This window comes from Fictibacillus sp. KU28468 (assembly GCF_026153615.1).
Classification (GTDB): domain Bacteria; phylum Bacillota; class Bacilli; order Bacillales; family Fictibacillaceae; genus Fictibacillus_C; species Fictibacillus_C marinisediminis.
Genome location: NZ_CP110666.1, coordinates 1,652,334 through 1,670,246, shown reverse-complemented (window position 1 = coordinate 1,670,246; position 17,913 = coordinate 1,652,334). Strand labels below are relative to the sequence as shown.

The 17,913-nt window shown below is 43.5% G+C and carries 20 protein-coding genes and 1 other annotated feature; of the genes, 1 reads left to right on the top strand and 19 read right to left on the bottom strand.

Going from position 1 to position 17,913, the window contains the following annotated elements; all coding sequences use genetic code 11:
* Window positions 1-112: 112 nt before the first annotated feature.
* Window positions 113-748, bottom strand: a complete 636-nt coding sequence (locus OKX00_RS08540) for a YrrS family protein (RefSeq protein WP_265410111.1) — start codon at window positions 746-748, stop codon at window positions 113-115.
* Window positions 749-838: 90 nt separating this feature from the next.
* Complete coding sequence (locus OKX00_RS08535) at window positions 839-2,572, bottom strand: peptidoglycan D,D-transpeptidase FtsI family protein (RefSeq protein ID WP_265410110.1); 1,734 nt, start codon at window positions 2,570-2,572, stop codon at window positions 839-841.
* A gap of 96 nt (window positions 2,573-2,668) precedes the next feature.
* Here OKX00_RS08535 and OKX00_RS08530 point away from each other — a divergent pair, with 96 nt between their 5' ends.
* The gene (locus OKX00_RS08530) at window positions 2,669-2,794 is read left to right on the top strand and encodes a hypothetical protein (protein ID WP_265408679.1); all 126 of its coding nucleotides are present in this window, start codon (window positions 2,669-2,671) and stop codon (window positions 2,792-2,794) included.
* A gap of 79 nt (window positions 2,795-2,873) precedes the next feature.
* On the opposite strand, the gene greA is transcribed toward OKX00_RS08530, so the two are convergent.
* The 17 genes from greA to OKX00_RS08445 all read right to left on the bottom strand — a co-directional run bounded on the left by greA (window position 2,874) and on the right by OKX00_RS08445 (window position 17,906).
* Entirely contained in the window at window positions 2,874-3,350 is a 477-nt protein-coding gene (gene greA, locus OKX00_RS08525; protein ID WP_053357747.1) for a transcription elongation factor GreA, read from the bottom strand.
* A 166-nt stretch (window positions 3,351-3,516) separates the two neighbouring features.
* Window positions 3,517-4,158 carry a uridine kinase gene (gene udk / locus OKX00_RS08520; protein ID WP_265410109.1) on the bottom strand — a complete coding sequence of 214 codons (642 nt, stop codon included), beginning with the start codon at window positions 4,156-4,158 and terminating at the stop codon, window positions 3,517-3,519.
* Between the two features lie 22 nt (window positions 4,159-4,180).
* Complete coding sequence (locus tag OKX00_RS08515) at window positions 4,181-4,837, bottom strand: O-methyltransferase (protein WP_265410108.1); 657 nt, start codon at window positions 4,835-4,837, stop codon at window positions 4,181-4,183.
* Window positions 4,838-4,900: 63 nt separating this feature from the next.
* Window positions 4,901-5,353, bottom strand: coding sequence for an endolytic transglycosylase MltG (gene mltG / locus OKX00_RS08510; protein ID WP_265410107.1), 453 nt, complete (start codon window positions 5,351-5,353; stop codon window positions 4,901-4,903).
* Window positions 5,346-6,029: an endolytic transglycosylase MltG gene (gene mltG / locus OKX00_RS08505; protein ID WP_265410106.1), complete on the bottom strand. Its 684-nt coding sequence runs from the start codon at window positions 6,027-6,029 to the stop codon at window positions 5,346-5,348. The genes mltG (OKX00_RS08510) and mltG (OKX00_RS08505) overlap by 8 nt, the downstream gene beginning before the upstream one ends.
* Before the next feature lie 265 nt (window positions 6,030-6,294).
* Window positions 6,295-6,594, bottom strand: a complete 300-nt coding sequence (locus OKX00_RS08500) for a DUF1292 domain-containing protein (RefSeq protein ID WP_062234246.1) — start codon at window positions 6,592-6,594, stop codon at window positions 6,295-6,297.
* A 10-nt stretch (window positions 6,595-6,604) separates the two neighbouring features.
* A complete protein-coding gene (gene ruvX, locus OKX00_RS08495; protein ID WP_091004271.1) occupies window positions 6,605-7,033 on the bottom strand; it encodes a Holliday junction resolvase RuvX in 429 nt (142 codons plus the stop codon).
* Complete coding sequence (locus tag OKX00_RS08490; protein WP_053357741.1) at window positions 7,033-7,305, bottom strand: IreB family regulatory phosphoprotein; 273 nt, start codon at window positions 7,303-7,305, stop codon at window positions 7,033-7,035. The genes ruvX and OKX00_RS08490 overlap by 1 nt, the downstream gene beginning before the upstream one ends.
* Before the next feature lie 83 nt (window positions 7,306-7,388).
* Window positions 7,389-10,025, bottom strand: a complete 2,637-nt coding sequence (gene alaS / locus OKX00_RS08485) for an alanine--tRNA ligase (RefSeq protein WP_265410105.1) — start codon at window positions 10,023-10,025, stop codon at window positions 7,389-7,391.
* A gap of 65 nt (window positions 10,026-10,090) precedes the next feature.
* Window positions 10,091-10,310: a binding site (T-box leader), on the bottom strand.
* A 26-nt stretch (window positions 10,311-10,336) separates the two neighbouring features.
* A complete protein-coding gene (locus tag OKX00_RS08480) occupies window positions 10,337-11,401 on the bottom strand; it encodes an AI-2E family transporter (RefSeq protein WP_265410104.1) in 1,065 nt (354 codons plus the stop codon).
* A gap of 105 nt (window positions 11,402-11,506) precedes the next feature.
* The gene (locus OKX00_RS08475; RefSeq protein ID WP_265410103.1) at window positions 11,507-11,671 is read right to left on the bottom strand and encodes a hypothetical protein; all 165 of its coding nucleotides are present in this window, start codon (window positions 11,669-11,671) and stop codon (window positions 11,507-11,509) included.
* Between the two features lie 35 nt (window positions 11,672-11,706).
* Window positions 11,707-11,904 carry a hypothetical protein gene (locus OKX00_RS08470; RefSeq protein WP_053357738.1) on the bottom strand — a complete coding sequence of 66 codons (198 nt, stop codon included), beginning with the start codon at window positions 11,902-11,904 and terminating at the stop codon, window positions 11,707-11,709.
* 24 nt (window positions 11,905-11,928) lie between these two features.
* The gene (locus tag OKX00_RS08465) at window positions 11,929-12,369 is read right to left on the bottom strand and encodes a PRC-barrel domain-containing protein (RefSeq protein WP_265410102.1); all 441 of its coding nucleotides are present in this window, start codon (window positions 12,367-12,369) and stop codon (window positions 11,929-11,931) included.
* Window positions 12,370-12,448: 79 nt separating this feature from the next.
* Entirely contained in the window at window positions 12,449-14,749 is a 2,301-nt protein-coding gene (locus tag OKX00_RS08460; protein WP_265410101.1) for an SF1B family DNA helicase RecD2, read from the bottom strand.
* Between the two features lie 57 nt (window positions 14,750-14,806).
* Window positions 14,807-15,454 carry a tetratricopeptide repeat protein gene (locus tag OKX00_RS08455; RefSeq protein WP_416054310.1) on the bottom strand — a complete coding sequence of 216 codons (648 nt, stop codon included), beginning with the start codon at window positions 15,452-15,454 and terminating at the stop codon, window positions 14,807-14,809.
* A 91-nt stretch (window positions 15,455-15,545) separates the two neighbouring features.
* On the bottom strand, window positions 15,546-16,670 hold the full coding sequence (gene mnmA / locus OKX00_RS08450; RefSeq protein WP_053357734.1) for a tRNA 2-thiouridine(34) synthase MnmA: 1,125 nt from the start codon (window positions 16,668-16,670) through the stop codon (window positions 15,546-15,548).
* Window positions 16,671-16,766: 96 nt separating this feature from the next.
* Window positions 16,767-17,906 (bottom strand): cysteine desulfurase family protein, encoded by a 1,140-nt coding sequence (locus tag OKX00_RS08445; protein ID WP_062236971.1) that lies wholly within the window; start codon window positions 17,904-17,906, stop codon window positions 16,767-16,769.
* Between the last annotated feature and the right edge of the window lie 7 nt (window positions 17,907-17,913).

Genomic DNA, 17,913 nt, shown 5'->3' with positions numbered 1-17,913 from the left:
GTTCCAAGATATCACAGAAATCAGGAATAATCAATCAAACGGCACTCTCATTTTGGGGCTAAAATTAAGGAAAAAGCCGTCTGAACAAATGTTCAGACGGCTTATGCTTTTATTAATTTTTTGTAACGCTTGTGGGTTTCCAGCCTTTGCCGTCTTCCCATTGAAGCTGAACTTCATAGCGGCTTCCATCTTTCTTTGAAAGGACACGTCCTACCGATTTGTCCGGTGCCCCTCCATTACCCAGCCACAATAATGTCATTTGATCCTCGGGTATTCCTGTTGCATAGGATAAAGCCTTTGTTTGTTCGTTCCAGTCCGGAGTTCCTTTATCGTACGATTTGGTGTGTGCGCCTGTTTGTGAAGTTCCCACAGGATCCCAAGGACCATCTGGGCCTCCCCCTTCAGGTTTATCGGTCTCTTTTTTAGCCGCATCATCTTTATTTTTATCTTCGCTGTCATCTTTCTGCGAAGAAGAATTCTGATCCGTACCAGAGGAATCTTTGTTCTTATCTTCATCTACGACGATCGAGTCGTCTTTCTTTTTTGTATCGGTTTTAGAGGAAGAGGAATGGTTTTTCTTATCCTGATTACCGTGAGCAGGAGAAGAAGACGTCTGGCTGCTGCCTCCGTTCATGAATATGTTAGCTCCGACAATTATAATCAATAGGATAACTACTCCGATTGCAATGTTTAACGTTCGATTTTGTTTTCGCTTTTCAAAGCGTGAACGGTATTGTTTTCTGCTCATACAAACCTCCTAAAAAAGTTTCGCTATATCAATTTTACCACGATAAACGAATTCGACAAGTTTGAGATTTTGAGTATGTAGCAGAACTTATTATTTTTCTTTATCGTTATTGTAAATCTTTTTTACAATATCGGCATAAGCCGAAATAACAGTTGTACGTGCACCTGTATAATCTAAATCAACAACAACGAGTGCATATTTTGGATGGTCGGCAGGAAAATAACCGGCAAACCATTTATTTGAAGTATTAGCTTTCCCTTTTTCTGCCGTTCCGGATTTGCCCGCGACTGCATATGGCAGACCCTGTAACGCCCTCCCTGTTCCCTTTGGATCGGTTACAACGCCACGAAGCAGCATCTGAAGCTTTTGTGCAGTATAAGGCTGTATTTCTGCTTTTTTCTTATGGTCTTGAAAAGTAAGCAAGGTATTCCCGTTTTTATACAGGATTTTTGTCGCACCTTTCACTTCCTCCACTTTTCCTCCACGAGCGATGCCAGCTATCATGTTTGCAACGGATAAAGGTGTAACCTGGACATCTTTTTGGCCGATTGCCGTTTGAGAGATGGCTAATGGCTGATTTTTGTCGTAGCGGTCAGCCCAGATCGTTGCATACTCTTCTTCCGGAAACTGTTTGAAGTCTTGATAATGATAAACTTGCCCGTTCCAGCCTGATCTGCCGGTCAAGCCAAGCTTCTTGGCATAGTCATCCAACATGCTATGATCTTTATTCATCATATCATTAGCCAGCAGGCCGAATGTCCGATTGCAGCTTTGTGAGAAACTGCTGTTAAAGTCCAAATTTCCTAGTGGATGCTTGGCCTTCTTCCCATCAATCCCGAGGTCACAGTCAAACGTCCTCTCTTTTTGAAGATCTTTATGCTCAATGGCAGCGGCCGCCGTCACGATTTTAAAAACAGAACCCGGAGCATGCCGAGTCAGCATCTGGTTTTTGCTTAAGCCTGTTTTGTATGGCCGGCTTACCATACCAAGCAGTTCATTGCTCGAAACATCAAGCAGTACAGCTCCGCCATTTTTTATGCCGCTTACGTCAACAGCACGCTCAAGAATGGCCTGCAGCTTGCTGTCTACCGTGGTTTTCACACTAACTGGATAAAAGGGATTGGATGGAGCAAGGTATTTAACGTCCAGACCGAAAAGGGGAGACCCTGACCGGTCAACATGATAGATCAGCTTCGTCTCTCCTTCAGAGATCAAGAACGGATCAAACGCCTGCTGAAATCCCGTTTTTCCAATTTTTGTATTAACACTGATCATCCCTTTATCAAGTTTATCTTTATAATTTTTCTTGATCACTTCCGGGGCTTGTCCCGTTACGCCGAGCAAGGAACTGGCAAACTCCGAGTGCTTATTTCTTGCAATATAATGAGCATAAACTCCTGGAAGCTTTAATTTATTGATTCTTTCCATTGTCTGGGTCGTAATATCATCTTTTTCATCAGCGATAACGAAGGGTTCTTCGTGCCCTTCAACCGCTCTCCGAATTACAGTAGGACTTTTTCCCAGCACATCCGCCACTTTATCGATGGCCTTCGCTTCACCCTGCAAAAAAGGGAATAAAATAACAGCTGGCTTTAATTCCGCGGAGATCATCTCGCCATTTCGGTCAAGCAGCAGCCCTCTTCCTTCATTGATTGTAAAGGAATGTGTGCGTTGTCTTACACTCTCGTCAATTAGATTGACCTTATGTTTTGAAAAGGATTCTGTAGATACTAGCTGTATCTGAATCAGGCGCCCGGCAAGGAGAAACAAACCCAAAAGAAATAGCAAGCCGGAAATCACTATGCGTTTATGAATGCTTTTCATAAAGACCACCTCATTTTCATTGTGGTCTCTCCCGGCTATAAATAAACTTGCTGCCTGCCTAAAACAAAAAGGGCTGTCCAAGAAGTCTGTAAGCTGTTGATTTCCGTTCCAGGCTGCTCGCTTTCCGCGGGGCGTGCGGTGAGCCTCTGGGTGCAGGCACCGGCGGGAGTCTCACCTGTCACGCTAGTCCCGCAGGAGTCTCGCATCTTCCACTTCAATTAACTTTTCATTGAAGATTTTTCAAGCCAAAAAGGGGCTGCCTGCCTAAAACAAAAAACAGCGTCCTAGGACGCTGTTTTCCTTATTTTACTTCTAAAATTCGTACACTTATTTCTCCGCCTGGAGTTTGTACTGAAACCTGCTCTCCGACTTTCTTGCCTAAAAGGCTTTTTGCCATCGGAGAATCATTTGAGATTTTCCCTTCAAACGGATCGGCTTCCGCGCTTCCGACAATCATATAAGTTTCTTCGTCACCATCTGGAAGCTCAAGAAACTTTACAGATTTTCCGATGGATACGCTGTCTCCTGCCGCTTTATTTTCTTCAATGATCACGGCATCGCGTACCATTTTCTCCAATTGAACGATTCTGGCTTCAACAAAAGCCTGTTCGTCTTTTGCAGCATCATACTCCGAGTTTTCGGAAAGATCACCGAAGCTGCGAGCGATTTTTATACGTTCTACTACTTCTTTTCTTTTTTCAGTCTTTAAATGTTCTAATTCGTTCTCTAATTTTTGCTTGCCTTCAAGCGTCATATAATGTTTTTTCTCTTCTGACATTCTGAATTCACTCCTTCAATTAATCAGTACCCTTGATAACTATATATGTCGTCAAACAGATCTGATATGTATATCGGATTTCTTACACCTTACTAAAAAATAAAGCGCTTGCCAAATTTATTGGTGGCAATAAACCGAACCATGCGGAAAAAATGAGGACTCAGCCTCATTTTTTTAAGATTACTTTTTCTTCAAGGATAGTTTGAATTTTGGTGACCATCAAATCGATCGCTACCCGGTTTTGTCCGCCTTCCGGGATAATGATATCCGCATAGCGTTTTGTAGGTTCAATGAACTGGTTATGCATCGGACGGACTACTGATGTATACTGATCGATCACTGATTCGAGCGTACGTCCTCTGTCACGCGTGTCCCTGACCATACGCCGGATAATCCGGACATCGGCATCCGTGTCGACAAATAGTTTGATATCCATTAGGTCCCTTAGACGCTCATCTTCCAAAATTAATATACCTTCAAGAATGATTACATCTTTCGGTTCGACTGGGATAATTTTATCACTTCTTGTATGTGCTGTATAGTCATAAACCGGCTTTTCTATGGATTTATATTCCAAAAGTTCGTTTATTTGACGAATAAGCAATTCATTGTCAAAAGCCAGAGGATGATCATAATTTGTTTTGAGACGCTCGTCCATCGTCTTGTGGGATTGATCTCTGTAATATGAATCCTGCTCTATAATCAGAATCGACTGATCGGCAAACTGGCGGTAGATTTCCTTGGCAACTGTAGTTTTTCCAGACCCTGAACCCCCGGCTACCCCTATGACAATCGGTTTTTGTACCATGTACTTTCTCCTTCCAATCTCCCTAACGCTGCTCTTTATCCTTTTTCATGCTGATGGCTAAGCCGTCGCCGACAGGCAAAATGGCAGTTGTATACTCTTCGTGGTTCATGAGAAACTCATTGTAAGAACGAATCTTTCTGACTAAGGATGCCAGCCGTCTCGTTCCAACCTCTCTGTCATCGGCAACATAGCCTTTAAAGAGAATATTATCTGAGATCATGATGCCTTTCGGCCGAAGTTGTCTTCCATAGTTCTCAAAAAAACGCTGGTATTGTCCTTTTGCGGCATCTATAAATACAACATCGAAGGGTGCATGTTTTTCTGCCTCTGCTGCTAATTCATTGGCGTCACCCAGCAATACAGTTATTCTGTCCGTTAATCCTAATTCCTTAATATTGGCCACAGCCAGCTCGTATCGTTCCGGATCTTTCTCAATGGTAACGATCGAAGCATCCGGTACAGCTTCTGCCATACGAATCGCAGAATACCCTATGGCTGTCCCTACCTCCAAGATTTTTTTCGGCTGGATAATTCGGAGGTGCTGAAGCAAGGCTTCAATGCCGACGAGCTCCATGATCGGAACACTATGCTCTTTTGCATACTCCTCAATTTCCACTATTCTCGGATCTCGATCAGGAATTAATTCTTCGATATAGTCCTGTACTTCTTTTGTGATCAAGGCGATGCCTCCTTACTTAACCCGGAACATTATATCATAAAAGCATAATGTTATGTTTTCTTTTTAGCTTTTCCTTGCGTGCGCCTGCCATTCATCCCGGTATTTTTGAACGACCTTTGTATGTTCCTTGTATGTTTTTGTATAAATCACTTGACCGTTTGGGCGGGCATAGAAAAAGTAATATCCCGACGGTTCTGGCTTCAGTGCAGCTTTAATCGATTCTTCTCCTGGAGATGCCACCGGGCCAATGGGCAGCCCTGGATATTTATACGTATTATAAGGTGAGTCATACTTTAGTTCTTTGTAGAGAACTTGTACTTTAAAGTTTTTACGTGCATATTTAACGGTTGGGTCGGAATCAAGCGTCATTTTCTTTTTTAACCGATTGTAAAAAACACCTGATATTTTAGGCCGATCTTCTGGCCTTTGAGCTTCCTCTTCAATCATTGATGCTAAAGTCAGAACTTCATAAGGCTTTTTCTTGCTTTTATTAATTTCAGCCTGGTAGTTATCCATGACCCTTTGCGTTTTTTTCCACCATTTTTTTTATAACCGCTTTTACATCAGGTTTTTTCTCATCGAAATCATATTTTGCAGGGAACAAATACCCTTCAAGAGGATAATAGACCTTTTTGTCATAAACTTTATTATCAATAATAGGAAACTGTGCCTGCAGCTCTTTCACAAATGTTCTGTCGTTCATAATCTTCATTACTTGTTCTTTGCTTTGGCCGGTGTTTTTCGCCACTACTTCGGCTACTTGCGGAATGATAAACCCTTCAGGTATGGTGAAGGAGGTTTCAGGATGGCGAAATACTTTACCGTTCTTTAAAGCGGCGATCAGCTGATCGACATTCATTGAAGGCTTAAGGTCATAGACGCCAGCCTGCAAATTTCCAGACTTTTTAGATTTGGCATACACCTGAAAGACCATGCTGCTGGTGATCAGCCCTTTGTCTTCTAAAATTTTTCCGATAGTGGAAACTGAAGAACCAATCGGTATATCTACCGTAATCTTTTTATCGTTATGTTTGTTTACAGGTCCAAGCGCATCTTTTATGTATGTATATCCATATACAGCAGCTGCAGCAATGATCACAAAGATCAGAAATAGAACGACTGCTGTATTTCTTTTTCGGTTTTTCCCGCCGGAATCAAGAGGACCTCCCGAAACCGTATTTAATATTAACACCCTTTTTCTCTCCCTTCATCTGCTTAATTATACTGATAAGTAAAAATCATGTCTAGCTTCCATAATTAAGAAAAGCGCAAGCGTCTCTGTTAAAGTCCGATATAGAATAAGTTCATCATTAATCGATGCCGGACTTATGCCCTGCGGATCCTAGTGCTGCAGCCGGACACAACTCCCAGATAAAGGGATTTGAAGTGATAAGACCTTTAGTATGCTCCAATGTCATAAAAAAAACAGCTAAAGTTAGACTTTAGCTGCCAATCGATTATTCTTCTTCATCTTGAAAAGCGTTTAGTGTTTCTTCGATCATTTGCCATTCTTCATCTGTTTCAAGAGGGAAAAGCTCGATATCGTCTTCCTCTTCACCCTTGTCTACAAAACGGAAAGGAAAAACTTCCTGCTCTTCGCTCTCCTCATCTTCTTGATCGTCACCAGCTGGTACGAGCAGAATGTAAGAATGGCCTGTCGGAGTGGTGCTTCCGTCAATCGTCATTAGTACTTCAAACAGATTCTCTTCTCCATCTTCTCCTGGAATGATAATGTGCTCTTTTTCTTCATTTGCCATTTGAATCACCTCAATTTTTTAATTGGCGGCTGTCTAAATAACCTTGCAGAATCAAAACCGCTGCCATCTTATCAATCACTTGTTTCCTCTTCTTGCGGCTGACATCTGCTGAAATCAGCATTTTTTCTGCCGCCATCGTCGTTAACCGCTCGTCCCATAACACGACGGGAAGTTCAAACCGCTTTTCAGCCTCTCGGGCAAATTCCTGGCATGCTTCACCGCTCGGACCAATGGATCCGTTCATGTTTTTGGGTAAGCCTACTACAATTTCTTCAACTTCGTACTGTTTGACCCACTCGCCAATACGTTCAAAGACTTCGTCGGGCTGATGCGGTTTTCTCCTGACCGTCTCAATTCCCTGAGCAGTCCAGCCCATGGCATCGCTGACGGCCACTCCAACCGTGTGGGAACCCACATCAAGTCCTAGAATTCTGGTCATTAGAGAGAATCCTTTTCCTTCGTATCAAGATAGGATTTAACCAGTTCTTCAATAAGTTCATCCCGTTCAATTTTACGAATCATCGTTCTGGCATCCTTATGGCGCGGAATATAGGCTGGGTCTCCTGATAACAGATACCCGACAATTTGATTAATCGGGTTATAGCCTTTTTCCTGCAGTGCTTCATAAACGGAGAATAGCACTTTTTGTACATTTGGATCCATTGAATCGTCATGAAAATTAAACTTCATTGTTTTATCCATAGAACTCACGGCCAACACCTCTTTCTCTAACTTCTCCCTTTTGACTGAATGTATTTTCCCTTTATACAGTCATTGTACCCTTAATGCTGTGATTAGCAAACAGATTTAACTGCTTCAATCACCGATTCCAATGCAGATTCCAATTTTCCGGGATCTTTTCCTCCAGCTTGCGCCATGTCAGGACGGCCTCCGCCGCCTCCGCCGCAGCGTGAAGCTACTTCTTTTACAAGATTGCCGGCATGGAAGCCTTTTGAAATCAAATCTTTTGTAACTCCGGCTACAATGTTTACTTTATCATTATTTACTGCTCCGAGTACTACAATTCCGCTCGAAAGTTTATTTTTTAAATCATCAACAATGGACCGCAGGCCATTCATATCTGCAGCATTTACTTTTTTAACGATCAGAGAAACACCATTGACCTCTACTTTTTCGTTGATTAAGCTTCCTGCTTCCAAGTTGCCTAATTTAGAAGACAAAGCTTCCTTCTCACGCAGAAGTTCGCGAACTTGGCTTTGAAGTGTTTCGATGCGGTGCGGCACTTCTTTTGTATTGGTTTTCAGTATAGCAGCAGCGTCACGAAGAACCTGAACCTGTTCCTTCATCGCCTGGTATGCTTCTTGTCCTGTTACAGCTTCAATCCTTCTTGTTCCAGCACCGATTCCTGTCTCAGAAAGGATCTTAAACAATCCGATCTCAGATGTATTATGAACGTGGCATCCACCGCAAAGCTCAAGGCTGTAATCCCCAATCTGAACGACACGGACCACTTTTCCGTACTTTTCTCCGAATAAAGCCATTGCACCCATAGATTTTGCTTCATCGATTGGTTTCAGCATCTTATCCACTGCGATCGTCTTCCAGATTTTCTGATTGACGATTTCCTCGATGCGTTCCAGTTCCTCAGGAGAAATACTTCCGAAGTGAGAGAAGTCAAATCTAAGTCTTCCTGGGGCGACGAGAGAACCAGCCTGATTAACATGGGTTCCCAAAACATCTTTCAGCGCCTGATGCAGAAGGTGGGTAGCCGTATGATTTTTTACAATGGCAGCACGCTTTTCAGCATTTACTTGTGCCACGACTTCAATCCCTTTGCGCAAGCTTCCTTTCACTACCGTTACAGTATGAAGGTTCTGACCGTTCGGCGCCTTCTGTACATCCTTCACGTACAGTTCTACACCTTCTCCAATAATAGTTCCCTGATCGGCTACCTGACCGCCGCTTTCAGCGTAAAACGGAGTGAGATCCAAGATGACCTGCCCCTCTTCTCCTTCGCCTAGCAGGTCTACCCGCTCACCGTTTTGAAGAGTCTCCAGCACTTTTGAAGTACTTCTTTCTTCATCATAACCGACAAATTCACTGTTGGTTTTGATATCGCTGAGTACGCCTCCCTGCACTTGCATGGAATCTACATCCTGGCGTGCAGAACGAGCACGTTCACGCTGTGCTTCCATCTCTTTTTCAAAACCGGCACGGTCGACTTCCATATTGTGTTCAGCAGCGTACTCTTCGGTCAGTTCAAAAGGAAAACCGAATGTATCATAGAGTTTAAACGCATCTTTTCCTGCAATCGTGCTGCTGCCTGATGCTTTTTCTTTTTGGATGACATCCTCAAGAATCGCCAATCCTTCATTGATGGTTTCATGGAAACGTTCCTCTTCGTTCTTGATGACGCGCTGAATAAAAGGAACTTTCTCTTTCACTTCAGGATAAAAATCAACCATTATGTCAGCAACAGTCGGTACAAGTTCAAACATGAACGGACGATCTAAGCCTATCTGTTTAGCGAAGCGTGTCGCTCTTCTGATCAGGCGGCGAAGAATATAACCGCGTCCTTCATTTGAAGGCAGAGCATTATCTGAAACCGCAAAAGCAACCGTTCGAATATGGTCAGCAATTACCTTAAACGCCGTATCTGTTTCCTTGCTTACTCCATACTTGCTGCCTGAAAGCTGTTCAGTCAGCCGAATCACAGGAATGAAGAGATCTGTGTCATAGTTGGTCGGAACGTTCTGGATGACGGAAACCATGCGCTCAAGGCCCATTCCTGTATCAATATTCTTCTTTGGAAGTGGAGTATACGTTCCATCAGGATTATGGTTGAACTCGGAAAAAACAAGGTTCCATACTTCAAGATAACGGTCATTTTCTCCACCCGGGTAAAGTTCCGGATCTTCTGGGTCATTACCGTACTTTTCTCCTCGGTCATAGAAGATCTCTGTGTTTGGCCCACTCGGCCCTTCTCCGATATCCCAGAAGTTTCCTTCCAGACGGATGATTCGTTCTGCAGGCACCCCTACTGTCTTGTTCCAGATATCGAATGCTTCATCATCTTCCGGATGAATGGTTACAGAAAGCATTTCAGGATCAAAACCAATCCATTTCGGATCTGTTAGAAACTCCCAAGCCCAAATGATGGCTTCTTCTTTAAAATAGTCCCCGATAGAAAAGTTCCCAAGCATCTCAAAGAATGTGTGGTGTCTTGCTGTGATTCCTACATTTTCAATATCATTTGTACGGATTGATTTCTGCGCATTCACGATTCTTGGATTTTCAGGGATGACCCTGCCGTCAAAGTATTTTTTCAGCGTTGCTACTCCACTATTAATCCATAGCAAAGACGGATCTTCGTGGGGGACGAGTGATGCGCTTGGCTCGACACTGTGGCCCTTCTCCTGGAAAAAATCCAGAAACATTTGTCTTACTTGAGCAGACGTTAAAGTTTTCATCTTTCCTATCTCCTTTCTGGTGTAAAAACGACAGGCAAATAAAAAAACTCCCGTTCCTGATCTGCATCAGGGACGAGAGTTGTTATTCACGCGGTACCACCCTGGTTATGAACCCGCTTTCAATGGGGATCATCACCTTAAATAAACGTTAACGGGGTTTAACCGGCAGGTATTAATTGCACTCGGGAGTAGCTTTCCGTTCCTCTTACTTTTAGAAACCTTTCAGCCGTGGGTTTCCTCTCTATAAAAGGGTAGAAACGTACTTATCTCCATCATCGTTTTGCTTTATCTTGCAGTAAGTATAATTCCTTCTAGGGCATTTTGTCAATCTTTGCCGTAAGTCTGTGATCACGAATGTGAACAACGATCACTTTAAGTATAGAAAACACAGGAACAGCTAGGATCAAGCCAAGAATTCCACCAATTTCTCCCCCTGCAAGAAGGGCGAGGATAATCAGAGCTGGATGGATATGAAGGCTTTTGCCAACGATTAGAGGCCCTAAAATATTTCCTTCTATAAATTGAAGCACAAGCATAATTCCTGCAACAATCAGCACCATTTTTACAGAGATCGTGAATGCGATGAATATAACCGGAACAGCACCAAGAATTGGTCCAAAATAAGGGATAACATCGGTTATGGCAATAATAATCCCAAGAATAATCGGATAAGGCATGCCTGCCAGCCAGAGAGCGAGCACAGCAGCTGCACCGAGAAGACTCCCGACAAACAGCTGCCCGCGTATATAGCCGCCAAGAGACCGGTCAATATCTTTCAATAAGTGAATGCCTTCTTTCCGCCATTTTTTCGGGGTTATATACCAGCATGCTCGTTTAATTGCATCAATATCCTTTAAAAAATAAAAGACAAGGAACGGAACGATAATCAAGACAAAAAAATAATCGACAATTTTTTTTATGGATCCGATCACATTGGCCGCACTTTTTTCCAAGTATTGTTCAGCCGATTGGATATAATCTTCAATGCGGAGATGGATGGAACGAGGCAGCCGGGAGGTATGGTGGTCCACTTCCAGCAGCCAGTTACGGTACGTTTTTGATATGGCAGGTATATTTGAGACGAGTTCCCGTATCTGAAGCACCATATATGGGATGCCTTTGTATACTCCGTAGCCGATACCGCCAAAAAACAAAACGTAGATAAACAGAATCGCCAGCGTCCGCGGAACGCCCCAATGATGCAGTTTTTCTACGAGGGGATGAAGCAAGTAGGTGATGAACACCGCAATAAAAAAAGGGATAAACACCGCTTTGACCGTTGTCAGCACAGGTGTCCAGAAAGGGGCAAGTTTAAGCAGCAGCCAGCCGCACAGAAACAAAAGTACCAACAGAGACAGGCGGATGATCCACTTCATATACTTTTCTCGATGTATAGTAATCACCTCCATTTATATTGTTGCCCCAACCTCTCATTTCATGAAAAAAAGTCCATGCTTTTTTTAGCATGGACTTTCATTTCTTTAATAAATGGCTTTTGCCAGTCTCTTACGCATTTTTCTTACTCTTTTAGAAGATAACAGGTCGTCCATCCTCATAAAATTCATCCCGTTTTTTCTGGATGATTTAATTCCTTTGAAAGCTGCCCAGATGCCTAAGGCAAGTAATGGTTTTAAAATGTTATTCATGTTGTCACCCACCCATTCATTAAGATCACTTAACGTTATTGTGCATCGGCATTAAAGGATAAATCTTGATCTTCAAAAAGATCATCAAGCGAAGTCAGACTGCCGTCTTCTTCCACTTGGTGAAGGGACAGCATGCCATTTACAATGGACAGTTCGATAAAACAATTCCAGCAATAATACTGATTGACACCGATCTTGCCTATATCCTTGCAGCTGCAGTTCGGGCATTTCAAATTGAGGGCCCTCCTTTATAGCACTTATCGTACAAAAAGCGACTGCTTCCCAATGGTTAACGGCTCGTGGGAATAAATGAGAGATCTTCCATCCGTCCAATCGGAAAACAAACCTTTTGTCACTTCAATTGCTACAATCCTGCCCCAATCATCAGAAAAATATACATCCTCTACTACGGCATTCGTTTCTCCGTCTTTTGAAAGGAGAGCCTGCTTTAAAATACAGCGAGGATGTTTTGCCATCGTAAAAGTCCCCTTATCTTGGAAGGGTATCTTGTACGGCCTGCAGCTGCACAGCAATACAGAATCCTGGCCAGCCATCGACACAGAAGCGTAAGGCACATACTTCTTTCGAAAGGAAAAGGAAAGCCTTTTTTCACAAATTATGAAACCAAGCACGTTTCCTTTAGAATCTGCCACCACATCTTCTACTCGTCCGATGATTTTTTGGCTATCGGCATGCATTGCTCTTCGTCCTTTTAAAAAAGAAAATGTCCGCAAAGTAACCCCCACCCTTCCGAACATTCTTATCATTCCACGACTTCTAAGGGTTCATGCTTGAAACGTTTTCCATGTTAAACTGAGTCAGCCGCTCCTTCAGTCTCGAATACCTGGCAGATTCATCATTACGCTGAACAGCAAGTTCAAAGGCTGATTCTTCTCCGCACAGAATTAAAAATTCTCGGCTTCTTGTAATTCCGGTATAGATCAAGTTTCTTCGCAGCATACGGAAATAACTTTTCACCACTGGCATGATCACGATCGGAAATTCACTTCCCTGAGACTTATGGATCGAACAGCAGTAAGCATGTGTTATATGATGAAAATCTGATCGTGTATACACGACTTCCACATCATCAAACGCAACCACGAGCTGATCTTCCTTATCCGTCGTTTCTTTTGCATAAATAATGGATACGATCTCTCCCATATCGCCGTTGTACACGTTGTCTTCCGGTTGATTAACGAGCTGCAGAACCTTATCTCCAACCCTGAAAGCCACCTGCTGAATATTCAACTCGCGCTTTTGCGGCCCTGAAGGATTAAAGAGTTCCTGCAGCGTCTGATTCAGAATATCGATACCTGCATTGCCCTTGTACATGGGAGCCAGGACTTGAATATCCCTGGGCGTATACCCTTTTTGCCTCGCGTTTTGGCACACCTGTTTCACCACTTCCAGAACTTGCTGCGGCTGGCAAGAAAAGAAGCTTCGGTCCGCTTTTCTTTTTCTCAGATCATTCGGAAGTACGCCGTTCTTCATGTTGTGAGCCAATTCAATGATGGAAGAGCCTTCTGCCTGCCTGTAAATGTCTTTAAGTTCAACCGTGGGAATCACTTTCGATGCAATCAGATCCCGCAGCACTTGGCCAGGACCAACAGAAGGCAGCTGATCTTCGTCCCCGACAATAATGATTTGAATATTGCCTGGAACTGCTTTAAACAGGGCATGTGCAAGCCAAATGTCAACCATTGACATCTCATCTATTATAAGGAGTTTTCCTTCCAGCGGGTTCTCATCACTATGTTCAAAGCCCGCTCCGCCTTTCCACCCTAACAGACGATGGATCGTAAATGCTGGAATACCCGTGGATTCTGACATCCGTTTTGCGGCCCTGCCGGTTGGAGCAACAAGCAGCACAGGGAACGGTTCATCCTTCTTATAGGATGAAGGGTCCAATGAAACACCGTGCAGTTCTGCATATACTTCGACAATCCCTTTAATAACGGTAGTCTTACCCGTACCTGGACCGCCTGTAAGCACCATGACCGGTGAATAAACAGCCGTCTCGATAGCTTGCTTTTGTGATGGCGCATACTCGATTCCCAGTCTTTCTTCCAGTTCACCCAGTGCTTTTAGGAATTCGGAATGAGGAAAAGCTTCCTTATACTCCTCCTGGCTGGCAATGCCTGTTACCGATTCTGCAAGCCCTTTTTCTGAAAAATACAGTGAGGGCAGATAGAGCCTGTCATCCTCCATGACGATTTTTTGATCCTCTCTCAGGGCCTCAATCTCACGGAAAATATCTGAATCGTTGATCGGAGCTTCTCCATTGGTTAGCAGTTTTTTCACTTCTTCCATCACAAGTTCAGAAGGAAGATAAACGTGGCCGGCGTCCGTTCCCCTATCCTGAAGGATATATAAACAGCCTGCTCTGATCCGTTCCGGATGGTTGTAAGAAAGCCCAATCCCTTTACCGAGCTCGTCGGCACGCTGAAAACCAATTCCTTCAATGTCATAGATGAGCTGGTACGGATTATTTTGAATGATATGAAGAGCTTCTTCCTTATACGTTTGATAAATTTTCATTGAGAGCTGGGGACCGATACCAAATGGATTCAGCGTCACCATGACCTGCTCAAGCCCTTGGTGCTCAATAAGAACGTCATACAAATTCTTTGCTTTTTCTTCATTCAGCTGCGGGATGCCATTCAACACATCCGGGTTTTCCAATATCGCAGAAATGGCGTTTTCCCCCAGATGATTGACGATTGCTTCGGCTGTTTTTTTGCCGATTCCATGGAAGAGGTCACCAGAAAGATATTGAACCATTCCTTCTTTGGTCTGCGGCATATCTTTGCGGAACTGTGTCACATGATATTGATTTCCGTATTTCGGATGTTCTTTGAAATGGCCAAAGAAAATATAGCGTTCATCCTGATACAGCGGTGGAAGAGTACCTGTGATTACTGCCTCCTTCTCATCGTACGATTCATTCGTCTCATGCACGCGGATGCGTGCGACAGTGTACAAGTTTTCCTGATTAAAGAAAATGGTAGTAAGCAGCGTGCCTTTTAAATATTTTGCTTGTTCATCGAATAAATCGAAAGAAGACTGTTTATCCATCTTTGGTCTCCTGACTTTAAAATAATTCAGACTGCACAGCTTTTTTCTCCACAGCCATTATTGCATTTTATTTTCCACGTTCTTTTTTCCGTTTGCAGCGAGATAATGATCTGGCTGTATACTGAGCGCCTTGCTGAAAGCATGATTGGCAGCGTCCAGTTCATCGAAGTAAACACAGGCCACACCAAGGTTATAAAATGCATCTGCATGACCCGGATCTTTTTCAGTTACCGTTAAAAAAACGTTTTTTGCCTGTTTTACCTGCTCGAGCTGAGCGAGACAGAGCCCATATTGAAAAAGGGACTCTGTGTCGTTTTCGTTCATTTCTGATGCACGCAGAAAATGCGGCAGAGCCCTGATTTGTTCCCCTTTTTGGACAAAGCACAAACCGAGCATAAAATGAACGTCGCCCTCATTCACCCCTTTTTCCATCGCCTTGAGAAAGAATTCTCTTGCTTCTTGAAACCTTTCAAGCTGATAGAATGCGATGCCCGTACTATAAAGAGCAGCTCCTGCTTCCGAATCAAGCTCAAGAGCTTTTTCGAAAAAAACGAGGGCTTTCTCATGCTCGTGGACAGCCGATAACAAATTCCCATAGTTAATATAAGGTACCGGGTTGCCCGGTTCTTTTTCAATCTGCTGTTCAAGTGCTTTTGCCGTTTCCTCTAATTTACCCTTTTTAAAATAATCCTGTTCCACTGCCATCCTCCTGAAATCTGTTCTGATTAAAGTATAACAAAGAATGGAGCACCTTAATAAAAAAAACCAGTCCTTCATATACAAAGGACTGGTCGGCTTATAAATAAGAAATAGGTTCTCCGTTTTTGATAACCTCATCAATGGTAGCACCGCCAAGGCAGACATCTCCGTCATAGAAGACAACGGCCTGGCCCGGCGTAATCGCACGCTGTGGTTCATCAAATACCACCTCAAGGGTCCCATTATCCAGTTGAGTGACGGTAACACCTTTATCAGGCTGACGGTATCTGAATTTTGCTGTACAATGAAATGTTTTTTCTTTTGGCTGCGGACTTACCCAGCTTGGTTTAACTGCAACCAGACTTTCACTGTAGAGCGCTTCATGATCAAAGCCCTGTTCCACGAAAAGAACGTTCTCCTTCAAGTCTTTGCCAACAACAAACCACGGATCTCCGCTTCCTCCGATGCCAAGGCCATGGCGCTGTCCGATGGTATAATACATCAACCCGTCATGCTTGCCTTTTACATCTCCATTGAGCGTACGCATCTCACCTGGTTTTGCTGGAAGATAATTGCTGAGGAACTCTTTAAAATCCCGTTCTCCAATAAAACAGATGCCTGTGGAATCTTTTTTCTTCGCTGTGGCCAGCCCGGCTTCAGCAGCAATTTTGCGAATTTCCGGCTTGTTCAATTCGCCAATCGGGAACATCGTTTTCTCAATCTGCTCCTGTGACAGCTGATTCAGGAAGTAGGTCTGATCTTTGTTCTCATCAACACCTCGAAGCATCTTTGCTTCTCCTTCTTCTTCCACAACACGGGCATAGTGGCCTGTTGCAACAAAATCAGCTCCTAGGTTCATGGCATGATCAAGAAATGCCTTAAACTTAATTTCTTTATTGCAGATAACATCCGGGTTCGGAGTTCTTCCCGCTTTATATTCTTCAAGGAAATAGGTAAAGACCTTGTCCCAATATTCTTTTTCAAAATTAACGGCGTAATAAGGAATTCCAATCTGATTCGCAACAGCGATTACATCATTGTAATCCTCTGTTGCCGTACAGACACCGAATTCATCTGTATCATCCCAGTTTTTCATAAAAATCCCGATGACGTCATAGCCTTGCTGTTTAAGCAAGAGTGCTGCAACAGAAGAATCCACACCGCCCGACATCCCAATGACGACGCGTGTTTCTGCAGGTGATTTTGATTGTCGTGCTGACATTCTCTTTCACCCCCCCTTTCATTTTCAATGGCTCGTAAAATCTATTGAGAGCATGTCTTATGCTTTTTTGAAAAAATGCATATTTTAGAGTTTACCTTATTTTTGCAGACGTTTCACTATTTTTGCTGTCTCACGTGCCGTTTTCTCGATTTGTTCCTCTGTATTATGCAATCCAAAACTGAATCGGATCGCATTCTTTGTTCGATCTGTCTTTCCGAACATTGCCGTGAGTACATGGGAAGGCTCAATCGATCCTGCTGTGCAGGCTGATCCGCTAGAAGCCGCAATTCCTGCCAGATCAAGGTTTACGAGCAGCACTTCTGTTTTCACACCCGGAAAGCTGACATTTAAGATATGAGGCAGCCCATGTTCAGCAGAACCATTTACCATGTGTTCAATGCCTTCTTCCTTAAATATGGACAACATGGTCTTTTTAAAACCTTCATATGTTTCTGCTTTTTGAGGACCTTCTTCAGCCATTATGGAAATGGCCTTCGCGAAACCCGCAATTCCAGCAACATTTTCTGTTCCTGCCCGGCGTTTCCGCTCTTGTTCTCCGCCAAAAAAGGATGGTGCAATGGAGACCCCATCACCAATATAAAGATATCCCGTTCCCTTTGGTCCGTTAATCTTGTGGCCGGATACACTCAGCAGATCGACCTGCAATTCTTGAACGTTTAGTGAGAGAACTCCGTATGCCTGCACGGCATCTGTATGGAAATAGGCGTGGTGATCTTTTAAAATCTCCCCGATCGCCTGTATATCCTGGATTGTTCCTACCTCATTGTTTCCATACATGACTGTGACAAGAATCGTATCTTCTCTCAACGCTTTTTTTAGAGCTTGAATTGAAATTCTCCCTGTTTCATCCACAGGCAGGTATGTTACCTCAAACCCTTGACGTTCAAGCTCCTCGCAAGCATGAAGTACGGCATGATGCTCGATCTGCGTGGTGATGATGTGCTTGCCATGTTCGCTATTGGCATAAACTGTGCCAAAAATTGCGGCATTATCCGCTTCCGTTCCCCCGCTCGTAAACATGATCTGGTTGGGATGGGCGCCGATGCTTTTTGCTGCTGTAATTCTCGCTTCATCGAGCAGCTGGCGTGTTTTTCTGCCAAATTGATGAATGCTGGAAGGATTTCCGAAGTGTTCTGTAAAATAAGGCAGCATTTCCTGCACAACGTCCGGATGAATCGGGGACGTTGCCGCATGGTCTACATAGATGCGATCCATAGGATCA

Excerpts from the sequence above, each read along its gene's own strand:
- mltG (WP_265410107.1), bottom strand. The coding sequence starts at position 5,353 with ATGGATAACTACCAGGCTGAAATTAATAAAAGCAAGAAAAAGCCTTAT.
- alaS (WP_265410105.1), bottom strand. The coding sequence starts at position 10,025 with ATGAAAACTTTAACGTCTGCTCAAGTAAGACAAATGTTTCTGGATTTT.
- OKX00_RS08475 (WP_265410103.1), bottom strand. The coding sequence starts at position 11,671 with ATGAATAACATTTTAAAACCATTACTTGCCTTAGGCATCTGGGCAGCT.
- OKX00_RS08460 (WP_265410101.1), bottom strand. The coding sequence starts at position 14,749 with ATGGATAAACAGTCTTCTTTCGATTTATTCGATGAACAAGCAAAATAT.
- OKX00_RS08455 (WP_416054310.1), bottom strand. The coding sequence starts at position 15,454 with ATGGCAGTGGAACAGGATTATTTTAAAAAGGGTAAATTAGAGGAAACG.
- greA (WP_053357747.1), bottom strand. The coding sequence starts at position 3,350 with ATGTCAGAAGAGAAAAAACATTATATGACGCTTGAAGGCAAGCAAAAA.
- mnmA (WP_053357734.1), bottom strand. The coding sequence starts at position 16,670 with ATGTCAGCACGACAATCAAAATCACCTGCAGAAACACGCGTCGTCATT.
- OKX00_RS08480 (WP_265410104.1), bottom strand. The coding sequence starts at position 11,401 with ATGAAGTGGATCATCCGCCTGTCTCTGTTGGTACTTTTGTTTCTGTGC.
- OKX00_RS08540 (WP_265410111.1), bottom strand. The coding sequence starts at position 748 with ATGAGCAGAAAACAATACCGTTCACGCTTTGAAAAGCGAAAACAAAAT.
- OKX00_RS08500 (WP_062234246.1), bottom strand. The coding sequence starts at position 6,594 with ATGGCAAATGAAGAAAAAGAGCACATTATCATTCCAGGAGAAGATGGA.
- udk (WP_265410109.1), bottom strand. The coding sequence starts at position 4,158 with ATGGTACAAAAACCGATTGTCATAGGGGTAGCCGGGGGTTCAGGGTCT.
- ruvX (WP_091004271.1), bottom strand. The coding sequence starts at position 7,033 with ATGACCAGAATTCTAGGACTTGATGTGGGTTCCCACACGGTTGGAGTG.
- OKX00_RS08465 (WP_265410102.1), bottom strand. The coding sequence starts at position 12,369 with ATGCATGCCGATAGCCAAAAAATCATCGGACGAGTAGAAGATGTGGTG.
- OKX00_RS08535 (WP_265410110.1), bottom strand. The coding sequence starts at position 2,572 with ATGAAAAGCATTCATAAACGCATAGTGATTTCCGGCTTGCTATTTCTT.
- OKX00_RS08445 (WP_062236971.1), bottom strand. The coding sequence starts at position 17,906 with ATGGATCGCATCTATGTAGACCATGCGGCAACGTCCCCGATTCATCCG.